Raw genomic sequence first — 12,043 nt, 5'->3', positions numbered from 1 at the left:
CGCCGGGTCACGCGTACGCCATGGCCCGCAGCGCCCCAGCCGCCCCCCGCGTCACCGGATCCCCGTGACCGAAGCAGGCCACGTCCGGGTCCAGCTCCGCCAGCCGCCGGCAGGCGGCCAGCACCTGGGAGCGGTCGAGGTTGAGCACTCCCGGTATCACCGTGCCGTCCACGGGCGACGCGGCGACCGTGTCACCCGTGAACAGCACCCCGTGTTCCGGGAGATGGAGCGCGATGCTGCCGTGCGTGTGCCCCGGCACGTGGACGACGTGCGCCCTGCCGCCCCAGTCCAGGATCTCGCCCCCGGCCAGCTCCGTGACCTGCGCCGGCCGGACGAAGTCACCCTCGGGCAGGAGCTTCGCCGCCTGCTCGTACAGCGGCCGCTCCCAGTCCTCGAACACCGGCGGGGGGCCGGGGACCTCACCCCGGACGACGGGCGCGTCCAGCCGGTGGGCCAGTACCTCGGCACCGCCGAGCGCGGCGAACTCGCCCGCCCCGCCCACGTGGTCCTCGTGGAAGTGGGTGAGCACGATCCGCCGTACGTCCCGCGGATCCCGGCCGAGCGCGGTCACCGCCTCGGCGATCGGGGCGCCGTAGCCCGCCGGGCCGGAGTCGATCAGCGTCAGCTCGCCGCGGCCGTCGCCGTCGCGCCACAGGTAGGCCTGGCCGACGGGGAAGCGCAGTAAGTGGAGGCGGGGGAGGAGCTCGATGACGTCCATGGGACGACCGTAGGCAAGGCCCCCGTCCGCGGACGAGCGCCTTTGCTGTGGGCAGAGCGGTCAGCTCGCCGCGTAGTTGCGCAGGAACAGCGCCTCCGCCACCGACAGCCGCTCCAGCTCCTCGGGGGACACGCTCTCGTTCACCGCGTGGATCTGGGCCTCCGGCTCGCTCAGCCCGATGAGCAGGATCTCCGCCCGCGGGTAGAGCGCGGCGAGCGTGTTGCACAGCGGGATGGAGCCGCCCTGGCCGGCGTACTGCATCTCCTGGCCGGGGTACGCCACCGCCATCGCGTCCGCCATGGCCTGGTACGCCGGGCTCGTCGTGTCGGCGCGGAAGGCCTGGCCCTGGCCGATCTGCTCGGTGCTCACCCGCGCGCCCCACGGCGTGTGCGCCTCCAGGTGCGCCTGGAGCAGCTTGGTCGCCTCGGCCGCGTCCACGCCCGGCGGCACCCGCAGGCTGATCAGCGCCCGGGCGCTCGCCTGCACGGACGGGGTGGCGCCGACGACGGGCGGACAGTCGATGCCGAGGACCGTCACAGCCGGGCGCGCCCAGATACGGTCGGCGACCGTCCCGGAGCCGATCAGCTCCACGCCGTCCAGCACCCTGGCGTCCTGCCGGAACCGCTCCTCGTCGTACTGGAGCCCCTCCCAGGCCGTGTCCCCGGCGAGTCCGTCGACGGTCGTCGAGCCGTCCTCGGCGCGCAGCGAGTCCAGGACACGGATCATGGCGGCCAGCGCGTCGGGCGCGGCACCGCCGAACTGGCCCGAGTGCAGGTTGCTGGCGAGCGTGTCCATCCGCACGCGGACGAGAGTCATGCCACGCAGGGTGGACGTGACGGTCGGCAGCCCGACACGGAAGTTGCCCGCGTCGCCGATGACGATCGTGTCGGCCTCCAGCAGGTCAGGGTGCTCCTCCGCGTACCGTTCCAGGCCGCCCGTGCCCTGCTCCTCCGAGCCCTCGGCGATCACCTTCACATGGACCGGTACGCCGCCGTTCGCCTTCAGCGCCCGCAGCGCCAGCAGGTGCATGATGACCCCGCCCTTGCAGTCGGCGGCCCCGCGCCCGTACCAGCGCCCGTCCCGCTCGGTCAGTTCGAACGGCGGGGTCGTCCAGCCGGCCTCGTCCAGCGGCGGCTGCACGTCGTAGTGGGCGTACAGCAGGACCGTCTTCGCGCCCTTGGGGCCGGGCAGGTAGCCGTAGACCGACTGCGTGCCGTCGGGGGTGTCGAGCAGGGCCACGTCCTGGAAACCCTCGGCGGCGAGCGCGTCCGCGACCCAGCGGGCGGCGCCCTCGCTCTCGCTCCTCGGGAACTGGTCGAAGTCCGCCACCGACCGGAAGGCCACCAGTTCGGTGAGCTCTTCCTTCGCCCTGGGCATCAGCGAGGCGACGGTCTCGGCGACCGGATTCGACGACATGGGCACGCTCCTCGTGGGTGCGACGTTGTAGCGGTGAGTGCCGTAGATCCTCCCACAGCGGCCTTCGGCCAGGTCCGCCGTAGGATGCGGGAGACAGCAGGGGCAGGCGGCTTGATCGGGAGCAGTAGACCATCGTGAGCAGCGAGAACTCTTCGGCGGACGACGTGCGGCAGGTGTGGGACGTCGTCGTGGTGGGCGCGGGACCCGCGGGCGCTTCGGCCGCGTACGCGGCGGCGGTCGCCGGCAGACGCGTGCTGTTGCTGGAGAAGGCGGAGCTGCCGCGGTACAAGACGTGCGGCGGCGGCATCATCGGCCCCTCGCGCGACTCCCTCCCGCCCGGCTTCGAGCTGCCGCTCAGGGACCGGGTGCACGCGGTGACGTTCTCGAACAACGGCCGCTTCACGCGCACCCGCCGGTCCAAGCAGATGCTGTTCGGGCTGATCAACCGGCCCGAGTTCGACCAGCAGCTCGTCGAGCACGCGCAGAAGGCGGGCGCCGAGCTGCGTACGGGTGTGACGGTCCAGCGGGTCGAGCAGCACGGCTCGGCGGTGCCCGACCGGCGCACGGTCGCCGTGATCCTCCAGGGCGGCGAGGTCCTGCTCGCTCGGGCGGTGGTCGGCGCGGACGGCAGTGCCAGCCGCATAGGGGCGCATGTCGGGGTCAAGGTCGACCAGGTGGACCTCGGCCTGGAGGTGGAGATCCCGGTGCCGGAGACCGTCGCCGAGGACTGGAAGGGGCGGGTGCTCATCGACTGGGGCCCCATGCCCGGCAGTTACGGCTGGGTCTTCCCCAAGGGCGACACCCTGACGGTCGGGGTGATCTCGGCGCGTGGCGAAGGCGCCGCGACGAAGCGGTACTTGGAGGAGTTCGTCGGGCGGCTCGGTCTCGCCGGTTTCGAACCGAGCATCTCCTCCGGGCACTTGACCCGCTGCCGGGCCGACGACTCGCCGCTCTCGCGCGGACGGGTGCTGGTGTGCGGTGACGCGGCGGGGCTGCTGGAGCCGTGGACCCGCGAGGGCATCTCCTTCGCGCTGCGGTCCGGGCGGCTCGCGGGGGAGTGGGCGGTGCGGATCTCCGAGGCGCACGACGCCGTGGACACCCGTCGCCAGGCCCTCAACTACGCGTTCGCGGTCAAGGCCGGGCTCGGCGTGGAGATGAGCGTCGGCAAGCGGCTGCTGACCGTGTTCGAGCGCCGTCCCGGACTGTTCCACGCGGCGCTGACGGGCTTCCGCCCGGCCTGGAAGGCGTTCAAGGAGATCACGCAGGGCGCGACGTCGCTGGGCGAGATCGTCCGCACGTACCCGGTGGCCCAGCGGGCCCTGACGGCCCTTGATCGCCGTCCCGCTGCGACGGGCGACGAGGTCAGCCCGTCACAGTGATCTCGAAGACCGGGTGGTCGGGGGCGATGCGGCGCAGCTGGTCGTCCGGGGAGTCGGGGCCGACTCCGTTGAAGAAGACCCCGACCTCCGCCTTCCAGCGCTTGAGGTAGGCGCGCAGGACCGGGGTCTTGTCGTCGTCGGCCACCTCGGTCGCGGTGAAGGTGTCCACGTGCTTGCCGAGATGCAGTTCGCCGCCGCCCGCCACGCGCATGTTGTGCGTCCACTGGACGTGGCCGCGGGGCGCGACCAGGTACTGGCGGCCGTCCAGCGTCAGTACGTTGACCGGGGTGGTGCGCCACTGGCCGCTCTTGCGGCCGCGGACGGCGAGGACGCGGGAGCCCCAGACGCTGATGCCGCGGCGGGTCAGCCAGGTGACGAGCCGGTTGAAGACGTTGACCGTGAACCAGCCGGGCTTGCGGACGTGCGTGGACATGGGGTCCCCCTGTTGGGTGTGGGAGCAGTGCCCTCGTTTGTGAGCACTGCTCTCGCTCGCTTGCTGCAAGTCTGCCCGAGGCCTGTGCTCCAAAGCAAGAGCACTGCTCTCCTTTTTGGTCGCCGCTCTCGTTTATGTGCGCCGCTCTCGTTTGCGTGCACTGCTCCGCTTCCATGGCACACTGCCCCGCATGAGCACCGCACACGGCGCCCGTGCCCGGGCCAGGATCGAAGTCACCGCGGCCATCAAGGACGAGGCCCGCAGACAGCTCGCGGCCGAGGGCGCCGCCAGGCTCTCGCTGCGGGCCGTCGCCCGCGAGCTCGGCATGGTCTCCTCCGCGCTCTACCGCTACTTCCCCAGCCGTGACGACCTGCTGACCGCCCTCATCATCGACGCCTACGACTCCCTCGGCGAGGCCGCCGAGACCGCCCACGAGGCAGCCGCCGGCTCCGGCCCCCCGCAACGCTGGATCGCGGTGTGCGAGGCGGTGCGGCGCTGGGCGCTCGGCCATCCGCACGAGTACGCCCTCATCTACGGATCGCCCGTGCCCGGCTACACCGCCCCCGACACCACGGTCCCGGCCGCTGCCCGCGTCGGTCTGCTGTTCTTCGGCATCGTGCGCGACGCCTACCGCGGCCTCGGCCTGGCCAGGCCCTCGCTGCCGGCCGACCTGCGCCCGGAGGCCGAGCGGATGGCCGCCGACCTCGCGCCGGACCTCCCGCCCGAGACGGTGACGGCCCTCGTCGCGGCCTGGGCCCAGTTGTTCGGGCTGGTCGGCTTCGAGCTGTTCGGACAGTTCCACCGGGTGGTCGAGGACCGGGAGACGTTCTTCCGGCACGCTGCGGGGCAACTCGCCCACGGGGTGGGGCTGGTGTATCCGCAGCCGGGGCCTGCCTCCAAGGGTCACGCGTCTTACTGATCGTTTCAGAATGCCGTCCTACGCAGGCGCTGGAGGCGAGGCCATGAGGGTGGCGCTCCCCTCGCTTGAGCGGCTGACGGACGTCGTCGGCCCTGGCCCGTTCGCGCCGGATCAGCCGGAGTGATCACGTCGGCCCTACTTCTACAAGGTTCATGGGGCAGGGTGCCGCTTCGTTAGCGACAACGGCACTGAGGTCGATGTGGACTTCGCAGCCGACGGGAGCGAAGTCTTCGACCTCTGGCTACTGCGCGGGTACGGGATGAGCCTGCCGGAGCCTCTTGACGTCACGGGTCAGGAGATGCGGTCCGCAGCGCAGTCGCTGCAACCGCTTCTGAACGAGGTGCGGCCGGGGTGGTTCAGTTAGCCAACTGATCGTCTCAGGATGAGGTTCGTAGGCGGCGGAGTCATATGAGGCTGCAGGCCAGTTCGAGCGCACCTTGCCCAGTCCGGAGCCGTGGGCTATACCGCGTCGGGCGATCAGGGGTTTGATGCCGCGCTTGCGCAGCAGGCGGCGGTACTTGTCGAAGTCGTCACCCCGGAGCAGCCCACCGTCTCCGCGGGGACATCACGCCATGCGACACCGGTCCGCAGCACGTACATCACGCCGGCGAGTGCCACTCGGTCGGGCACGCGCAACCGTCCCGGATGCCGACGTCGGCGCTCGGGAGCAGGCGGCAGCGGCGGGGCCACCCACTCCCACAGGTCGTCAGGAACAAGATCAGCACGCACCGACACCATGCCCACCAAGATCGTCGTGCACAAGACCGGCAGCTCAACTCATCCTGAAACGATCAGTCAGAGAGCCCCACGTCTTGAGGCCGAGGCCGCTTGCCGGATCTGCGGACTGACCGAGGCGGCCGCGGCTGCCCGGACCTCTCAGGCCACCGGAACCGGCGGCCCGGGCAGCAGCGCCGGATCCTGGCGCAGGACGCGGGCGTGCAGGGACCGCAGGCCGGGCCCCGGGTCCGTGCCCATCGCGTCGGCGAGCCGCCGCCGTGCCGCCTCGTACACGGTGAGGGCGTCCGCCGGGCGGCCGGTTCGGCACAGGGCGAGCATCAGAAGCTCGGCGAGGCGTTCGCGCAGCGGGTGGGCCGCGACGAGCCGGACGAGTTCGTGGACGTATTCGAAGGAGCGGCCCAGTTCGATCTCGCCCTCCAGCCGCGCTTCGAGGACCGTGAGCCGCTTCTCGGTCCAGCGCAGCCGTTCCGCGGTGAGGTACGGCGCGTGCAGGCCCTCGGCGAAGTCTCCGCGCCACAGCTCCTCGGCGCGGCGCGCCAGTTCGACCGCACGCCGCACCTCGCCGGCCCGCCGTGCCGCGAGCGCCTCGTCCACCAGCAGCCGGCGCTCCGCCAGGTCGTCGACGCGGACGCCGGTCAGCCGGTAACCGGAGCCGGTCCAGGACAGCTCAGGCCCGTCCCCGAGCGCGCGGCGCAGCCCGGAGACGTACTTCTGCACGAGGTTGCGCACATGCACCGGCGGCGCGCCGCCCCACACGTCCTCGACCAGACCGTCGTACGACAGGGGGCGGCCCTCCTGCAGCAGCAGGACGGCGAACACCGCCCGCTGCTTGGGCGGGCCGAGCGGGATCTCGGCGCCGTCGCGCAACGCGCGCAGCGGGCCGAGCAGTTCGATGCGCACGGTGTGCGAGGTCCCGGACGTCTGCTCAGCCATGCGTCGAGCGTATCCCGAGCGCCGCGTTCCAGTGGATCTTCCAGCGGGCCTTCCAGCGGCCGGACCGACGGTGTTCGCACACCGAAGTCCCCGCGACTTCCCCGGACTTGCTGCGAAAGGCCACCTCATGCTCACCCGGCTCGGCCGTCGGTCGGCGCGGTACAGCCGTGCCGTGCTGCTCGGCTTCCTCCTGCTCTTCCTGGGCCTCGGCGGCTACGGCGCCGGCGCACAGGAGGACCTCGACCTCTCGCGCTGGAGCTCCCCCGGCACGGAGTCGGTGCGTGCCGCCGACGAGCTGCGCGACGGCTTCCGCACCGGCAACCCCAACCTCGCCCTCCTGGTCACGGCGCGCGACGGCGACGTGGACAGCCCGCGCACCGAGCGAGCGGCGAGACAACTCACCGACGAGGTCGAGCGGTTGCCCCTCGTCACGGACGTCACCGCCTACTGGGACGCCGACAGTCCCGCCCTGCGCGGCAAGGACGGCCGACGGGCCCTGATCCTCGTCCACCTGGAGGGCACCGCCACCGAGACCCGTGAGGAACTCGCCTCCCTCTCACCCCGGCTGGCCCGCACCACCGCCGACATCGAGGTCCGCGTGGGTGGCCAGGAGGAGATCTCCCGGCAGGTCGGCCAGCAGGCCCGCGCCGACTTCCTGCGCGCGGAGGCGTTCGCGCTGCCTGTCGTGCTGCTCCTACTGATCCTCGTCTACCGGCGCACGGTCGCCGCCCTGCTGACCGTGGCGGTCGGGCTGTTCTCCGTCGTCGGCACGCTCGCCGGGCTGCGGGTGATCGCGCAGTTCACGGAAGTGTCGACGTTCGCCGCCAACCTCGCGCTGGTCCTCGGACTGGGACTGGGCATCGACTACAGCCTGTTCATGATCAGCCGGTACCGCGAGGAGCGGGCCGCCGGGCATGACCAGCTAGCAGCCGTGCCCCGCGCCACCGCCGCGGCGGGACGCACGGTCCTCTTCAGCGGTGTCACCGTCGCGGTGTCGCTGTGCGCGCTGCTGGTCTTCCCGTTCTTCTTCCTCAGTTCCTTCGCGTACGCGGGTGTGCTCGTGGTGGTGACGGCGGTCGCCGGCGCGGTGCTGTTCCTGCCCGCCGCTCTCGCCCGCTGGGGGCACCGGGTGGAGCGTGCCGCCGCGCCCCCTTCCGGCTTCTGGCACCGCGCCGCGCTCACCGCCATGCGCCGCCCGTTCCTCGCCGGCGCCGGAGTGCTGACCGTCCTGCTCGTCGCGGCCTCGCCCCTGCTCGGGCTGCGGTTCGGCCTGCCCGACGAACGCACGCTGCCCGAGGGCACCTCCTCGCGCACCACCGCGGAGATCGTGCACCGGGAGTTCGCCGCCGAACCCACGGACACCGTCCAGGTCCTCCTCGGCGCACACGCGGCCGAACCGGCCGGCACGCGCGCGTACGCCGCCGAACTCTCCCGACTGCCCGGTGTGTTCCAGGTCGACGCGCCCGAAGGCGCCTACCAGGACGGCCGGCGCACCGGCCCGCCCGGCCAGGACCGGCTGACGGCGTCCGACGGACGGGTGCGCCTGGCCGTCGTACCCACCCAGCAGGCCCTGTCCGGGGACGTGCCGGCGTTCGTCGAAGGTATCCGGCAGACCCCGGCTCCGGCGCCCGTCCTGGTCGGCGGCTATCCCGGCGAGACCACCGACTTCCGGTCCACGCTCCTGGACCGGCTCCCGTACGCCGTCGGGATCGTACTGGTGGCGACGTACGTGATCCTCTTCCTGATGACCAACAGCGTGCTGCTGCCGGTGAAAGCGACCGTGCTGAACCTGCTCAGCCTGTCGGTGATGTTCGGCTGCCTGGTGTGGGTCTTCCAGAACGGGCACCTGTCCGGACCGCTCGGCTTCACCCCCACCGGGTCGATCGAGCCGAGCATCCCGGTGCTGATGTTCTGCGTGGCGTACGGCCTGTCGATGGACTACGAGGTGTTCCTGCTGGCCCGGATCAAGGAGGAGCACGACCGCACCGGCGACACCCGGAGCGCGGTCGGAGAGGGCATCCGGCGCAGTGCCCCGCTGATCACGGCCGCGGCCGGGATCCTGGCGCTGTCCTTCCTGTCGTACGCCACCGGAGGGGTCGTCTTCCTCAAGGAACTCGGCATCGGCACGGCCCTGACGATCCTCGTCGACGCCACCCTGATCCGGGTCGTGCTGCTGCCGGTGACCATGCGACTGGCCGGGCGGGCGAACTGGTGGGCGCCGCGGCGGCTGCGCCGGCTGCGGATCAGGGACGGCGAGGCCGCCCCGGCGGACGACGTACTCCGCCGGGAGTACGCGTGATCACCACGCCTGGCTGACGCCGCTCAGGGCGGGCGGCATCTAGCGTGGCCGGTATGGACGAGCAGCGTCTGCGGGGCGGGCCGCCGCAGTGGTGGCGGCACGGGCCTGTGTGGTGGGACCGGTGGGGGGAGGGGGCGCGTGCGCCCCGGTGGCCCTGGCGGTCCGCCGTCGTCGTCACGGTCTTCGTCCTGGTCGGCTCGAACTTCGCCGCTCACGGCCAGGAGGGCGAGCGCGCGGCCCTGGACCCCTTCGCACGGGTGCTGCTGGTGGTGGCAGGGGCGCTGCTGCTGTGGCGCAAGCGGTACCCGGTGGCCGTGGCCTTCGGTACGGCGGGTGCCGTCATGCTCTACCTGGGAGCCGGGTATCCGTACGGGCCGGTGTTCCTCACCGTCGCCCTGGCCTGTTTCAGTGCGATCGTCGCCGGGCACCGCCGGGCCGCGTGGGCGGCGATGGGCACCCTCTGGGCCGGGCACGTCCTGGTGGCGCACTGGCTCTACCGGTGGCTGCCGCCGTCGGGGGACTCCGCCGCCTCCTGGGGCGGGGAACTGGTGGTCGCCACCTGGGTGGTGGCGATCGCGGCGGTGTCGGAGCTGTTCCGGATCCGGCGCGAACAGTGGGTCCGCGAGCGGGCCGAGCGTGCCGAGGCCGCGCGGCGACGGGCCGACGAGGAGCGGCTGCGGATCGCGCGGGAACTGCACGACGTCCTCGCCCACAGCATCTCCGTCATCAACGTGCAGGCGGGTGTCGGCCTCGCGCTCCTCGACTCCGATCCCGAGCAGGCCCGTACGGCGCTCACCACGATCAAGGCCCAGAGCAAGGAGGCGCTCGGCGAGGTGCGCCAGGTGCTCGACACGCTGCGCGCGCCCGGTGACGCGCCGCGCGCCCCCGCGCCCGGGCTGGACCGGCTGCCCGAGCTGGTGGAGCAGGCGGCGAGCGCGGGCCTGACCGTCGACGTCGAGGGCGAGCCGCCGCGCCTCGCGCCCGGCACGGACCTCGCCGCCTTCCGGATCGTCCAGGAGGCCCTGACCAACGTCGTACGCCACTCGGGTTCGCGGCACGCGCGCGTGCACCTCGCGCACGACTCGGACGTGCTGCGGCTGCGTGTCGACGACGGCGGGCCCGCGACCGGCGCCGACGCCGGTGGCAGCGGCAACGGGCTGGCGGGGATGCGGGAGCGGGCCGCCGCGCTGGGTGGCACCATCGAGGCAGGGCCCCGTCCGGACGGCGGTTTCCGGGTGCTCGCCGTACTGCCGCTGACGGCTTCCGCCGAGGTCGAGGAGGACCGGTGATCCGCGTACTGCTCGCCGACGACCAGTCACTGGTCCGGGCCGGGTTTCGGGCGCTGCTCGACGCGCAGCCCGACATCGAGGTGGCCGCGGAGGCCGCCGACGGGGAGGAGGCCGTGCGCGGGATCCGCGAACTGCGGCCCGACGTCGTCCTGATGGACATCCGCATGCCCGTGCTCGACGGCCTGGCCGCGACCCGCCGGGTCACCGAGGACCCGGACCTCGGGGACGTCAAGGTGGTCATGCTCACCACCTTCGAGCTCGACGAGTACGTCTTCGAGGCGATCCGCTCGGGCGCCTCCGGCTTCCTGGTCAAGGACACCGAGCCGGAGGAACTCCTGCGCGCCGTACGGGCGGTGGTCGCGGGCGACGCGCTGCTCTCGCCGGGGGTGACGCGCCGCCTGATCGCCGAGTTCGCGGCCCGCTCCAAGGAGCCGACGGCGGCCGACGCGCTGGCCCGGCTCACCGAGCGGGAGCGGGAGGTGATGGCCCTGGTCGGCATCGGCCTGTCCAACGAGGAGATAGCCCGCCGCCTGGTCGTCAGCCCGCTCACCGCGAAGACCCACGTCAGCCGCACGATGGTGAAGCTGGGCGCCCGCGACCGGGCCCAACTGGTCGTGCTCGCCTACGAGTCGGGGCTGGTGCGGCCGGGCTGGCTGGGCTGACCCGCCGAGCGGAATCGGACCAGCACGCTGACGACCCGGGCGACGAAGAGGACGGGCGCGAGCACCAGCCCGGTGCGCAGCAGCAGACTCTCCGGCGTGTCCGGGAGGTCGAAGAGCAGCGCGGGACCGGCCACGGCCCCGAAGACGACCGCCGCCGCGAAGGCCGCGCTGCACAGCGCGTACCCGATCTCGACGGTGATCGCGTCCCGTTCGGCCTGCGTGCGCCGTCCCCCGTGACTGGTCATACGGCGAGTCAAACAGCAGGGCGCCCGTTGGGCAAGCGTCCCGCCGGGCGCGCTGCGACGCCGTCTGCGGGTTTGTCGAGGACGTACGCCGTGTAGCGAGTGACGCGCCCGATGGCCCGGTGAGCCCGGACCACGGTGATGACCTCGTCCCAGTCCTGTGCGTCGAGTGTCCTCAGGCCGGGCCACCGCACGCACAGGGCCTGTCGGCCGGCCCGGGTGGACGCGGTGCCGACGAACAGGGCACAGAGCTGGGCTGCCCTGTGGAGTACGGGAGTCGTCCAGTCGAGGATCCGGCGCGTGGTGAAGCCGGCGGCGGAAGCCATCAGCGGGTACCGCTCGTACGGTTCGATGTCGTCGAAGCGCCAGGTCCCGCGCACGAGGCCGTTCGGGTCGAGGGTCCCGATCGGCTGATCCGTGCGGGAAGTGACATCCACGAGGACGAGCCGGCCTCCTGGGCGGAGCAGCCGGAAGCTTTCGTTCACGAACGACCTGCGGCCCTCATGGCCGAAGTGGAAGGCGGCCTCCAGGCAGTGCACTCGATCGAACGAACCATCCGTCAGCGGGACCCCCGCTGCCCGCTGCGGCAGAGCCGTGGCGTCGGCGACGGCGAAACGCGCGCTGTCGCCGAAGCGGCGACGTGCATGGTCGATCTGCGCGGGCTGGATGTCCACCCCCAGCGCCCGGCAACCCGAGGCGCCCAACCGCGCGGTGGTGTCGCCGCGACCGCATCCGGCATCCAGGACGAGCTGTCCGGGCCGGGCGTCCAGCAGCGCCAGCGACCGGCGGACGAGACGGCGCTGAAAGGGCACCGGCCCGGTCAGGGCCGCCAACGGCAGGGTGGGCGGCGTGAAGTAGCCGATGTTGGCCAGGCTGTCCCAGCCGAGGTGCCGCAGCACTCGGAAGAGCACACTGTCGTCGCTGTACGCACGCGCGAGGTCCCCGCTGTCACCCATCCCGCCTCCTCCGCTTCTCCGAGGGCACCCACCGTGGCCCACTGCCCGTGTCACCACCC

General features: G+C 72.4%; 11 protein-coding genes and 3 pseudogenes. 6 read left to right on the top strand and 8 right to left on the bottom strand.

Annotated elements, in window-relative coordinates:
• Positions 1-7 precede the first annotated feature (7 nt).
• Complete coding sequence (locus ACIBNA_RS37595) at positions 8-718, bottom strand: MBL fold metallo-hydrolase (protein ID WP_399169708.1); 711 nt, start codon at positions 716-718, stop codon at positions 8-10.
• A gap of 60 nt (positions 719-778) precedes the next feature.
• Positions 779-2,134: a dipeptidase gene (locus ACIBNA_RS37590; RefSeq protein WP_399169707.1), complete on the bottom strand. Its 1,356-nt coding sequence runs from the start codon at positions 2,132-2,134 to the stop codon at positions 779-781.
• 134 nt (positions 2,135-2,268) lie between these two features.
• Here ACIBNA_RS37590 and ACIBNA_RS37585 point away from each other — a divergent pair, with 134 nt between their 5' ends.
• A complete protein-coding gene (locus tag ACIBNA_RS37585; RefSeq protein WP_399169706.1) occupies positions 2,269-3,513 on the top strand; it encodes a geranylgeranyl reductase family protein in 1,245 nt (414 codons plus the stop codon).
• On the opposite strand, the gene ACIBNA_RS37580 is transcribed toward ACIBNA_RS37585, so the two are convergent.
• Positions 3,497-3,946 (bottom strand): nitroreductase family deazaflavin-dependent oxidoreductase, encoded by a 450-nt coding sequence (locus tag ACIBNA_RS37580; RefSeq protein WP_399169704.1) that lies wholly within the window; start codon positions 3,944-3,946, stop codon positions 3,497-3,499. The genes ACIBNA_RS37585 and ACIBNA_RS37580 overlap by 17 nt on opposite strands.
• Before the next feature lie 190 nt (positions 3,947-4,136).
• Here ACIBNA_RS37580 and ACIBNA_RS37575 point away from each other — a divergent pair, with 190 nt between their 5' ends.
• Together ACIBNA_RS37575 and ACIBNA_RS37570 are read left to right on the top strand one after the other, a co-directional pair.
• Positions 4,137-4,865, top strand: a complete 729-nt coding sequence (locus tag ACIBNA_RS37575; protein WP_399169703.1) for a TetR/AcrR family transcriptional regulator — start codon at positions 4,137-4,139, stop codon at positions 4,863-4,865.
• A 148-nt stretch (positions 4,866-5,013) separates the two neighbouring features.
• Positions 5,014-5,229 (top strand): annotated as a pseudogene (locus ACIBNA_RS37570) (DUF6896 domain-containing protein); the annotation flags it as partial.
• Positions 5,230-5,295: 66 nt separating this feature from the next.
• Here the strand turns inward: ACIBNA_RS37570 and ACIBNA_RS37565 are convergent.
• The 3 genes and pseudogenes from ACIBNA_RS37565 to ACIBNA_RS37555 all read right to left on the bottom strand — a co-directional run.
• Positions 5,296-5,403, bottom strand: a pseudogene (locus tag ACIBNA_RS37565) (IS5/IS1182 family transposase); the annotation flags it as partial.
• A pseudogene (locus tag ACIBNA_RS37560) lies at positions 5,394-5,603 on the bottom strand (transposase); the annotation flags it as partial. The pseudogenes ACIBNA_RS37565 and ACIBNA_RS37560, both read right to left, overlap by 10 nt.
• A 138-nt stretch (positions 5,604-5,741) precedes the next feature.
• Complete coding sequence (locus ACIBNA_RS37555; protein WP_399169702.1) at positions 5,742-6,536, bottom strand: BTAD domain-containing putative transcriptional regulator; 795 nt, start codon at positions 6,534-6,536, stop codon at positions 5,742-5,744.
• 127 nt (positions 6,537-6,663) lie between these two features.
• Here ACIBNA_RS37555 and ACIBNA_RS37550 point away from each other — a divergent pair, with 127 nt between their 5' ends.
• From ACIBNA_RS37550 to ACIBNA_RS37540, 3 genes are read left to right on the top strand one after another with little or no spacing between them, the layout of a single operon-like run.
• Positions 6,664-8,835, top strand: a complete 2,172-nt coding sequence (locus ACIBNA_RS37550) for an MMPL family transporter (RefSeq protein ID WP_399169701.1) — start codon at positions 6,664-6,666, stop codon at positions 8,833-8,835.
• A 53-nt stretch (positions 8,836-8,888) separates the two neighbouring features.
• Entirely contained in the window at positions 8,889-10,124 is a 1,236-nt protein-coding gene (locus ACIBNA_RS37545; RefSeq protein ID WP_399169700.1) for a sensor histidine kinase, read from the top strand.
• Positions 10,121-10,786, top strand: coding sequence for a response regulator (locus ACIBNA_RS37540; RefSeq protein WP_399169699.1), 666 nt, complete (start codon positions 10,121-10,123; stop codon positions 10,784-10,786). The genes ACIBNA_RS37545 and ACIBNA_RS37540 overlap by 4 nt, the downstream gene beginning before the upstream one ends.
• On the opposite strand, the gene ACIBNA_RS37535 is transcribed toward ACIBNA_RS37540, so the two are convergent.
• Entirely contained in the window at positions 10,747-11,031 is a 285-nt protein-coding gene (locus tag ACIBNA_RS37535; RefSeq protein ID WP_399169698.1) for a DUF6332 family protein, read from the bottom strand. The genes ACIBNA_RS37540 and ACIBNA_RS37535 overlap by 40 nt on opposite strands.
• A gap of 8 nt (positions 11,032-11,039) precedes the next feature.
• Positions 11,040-11,984, bottom strand: a complete 945-nt coding sequence (locus ACIBNA_RS37530; RefSeq protein WP_399169696.1) for an SAM-dependent methyltransferase — start codon at positions 11,982-11,984, stop codon at positions 11,040-11,042.
• Positions 11,985-12,043 lie beyond the last annotated feature (59 nt).

This window comes from Streptomyces sp. NPDC050164 (assembly GCF_044459945.1).
GTDB lineage: Bacteria > Actinomycetota > Actinomycetes > Streptomycetales > Streptomycetaceae > Streptomyces > Streptomyces coeruleorubidus_A.
The sequence above is the reverse complement of the archived record's forward strand: the minus strand, read 5'-3'. Positions and strand labels throughout refer to the sequence as shown.

Bases quoted from the DNA above. Each gene is read 5' to 3' on its own strand.
- ACIBNA_RS37595 (WP_399169708.1), bottom strand. From the start codon at position 718: ATGGACGTCATCGAGCTCCTCCCCCGCCTCCACTTACTGCGCTTCCCC.
- ACIBNA_RS37590 (WP_399169707.1), bottom strand. From the start codon at position 2,134: ATGTCGTCGAATCCGGTCGCCGAGACCGTCGCCTCGCTGATGCCCAGG.
- ACIBNA_RS37580 (WP_399169704.1), bottom strand. From the start codon at position 3,946: ATGTCCACGCACGTCCGCAAGCCCGGCTGGTTCACGGTCAACGTCTTC.
- ACIBNA_RS37575 (WP_399169703.1), top strand. From the start codon at position 4,137: ATGAGCACCGCACACGGCGCCCGTGCCCGGGCCAGGATCGAAGTCACC.
- ACIBNA_RS37555 (WP_399169702.1), bottom strand. From the start codon at position 6,536: ATGGCTGAGCAGACGTCCGGGACCTCGCACACCGTGCGCATCGAACTG.
- ACIBNA_RS37550 (WP_399169701.1), top strand. From the start codon at position 6,664: ATGCTCACCCGGCTCGGCCGTCGGTCGGCGCGGTACAGCCGTGCCGTG.
- ACIBNA_RS37545 (WP_399169700.1), top strand. From the start codon at position 8,889: ATGGACGAGCAGCGTCTGCGGGGCGGGCCGCCGCAGTGGTGGCGGCAC.
- ACIBNA_RS37535 (WP_399169698.1), bottom strand. From the start codon at position 11,031: ATGACCAGTCACGGGGGACGGCGCACGCAGGCCGAACGGGACGCGATC.
- ACIBNA_RS37530 (WP_399169696.1), bottom strand. From the start codon at position 11,984: ATGGGTGACAGCGGGGACCTCGCGCGTGCGTACAGCGACGACAGTGTG.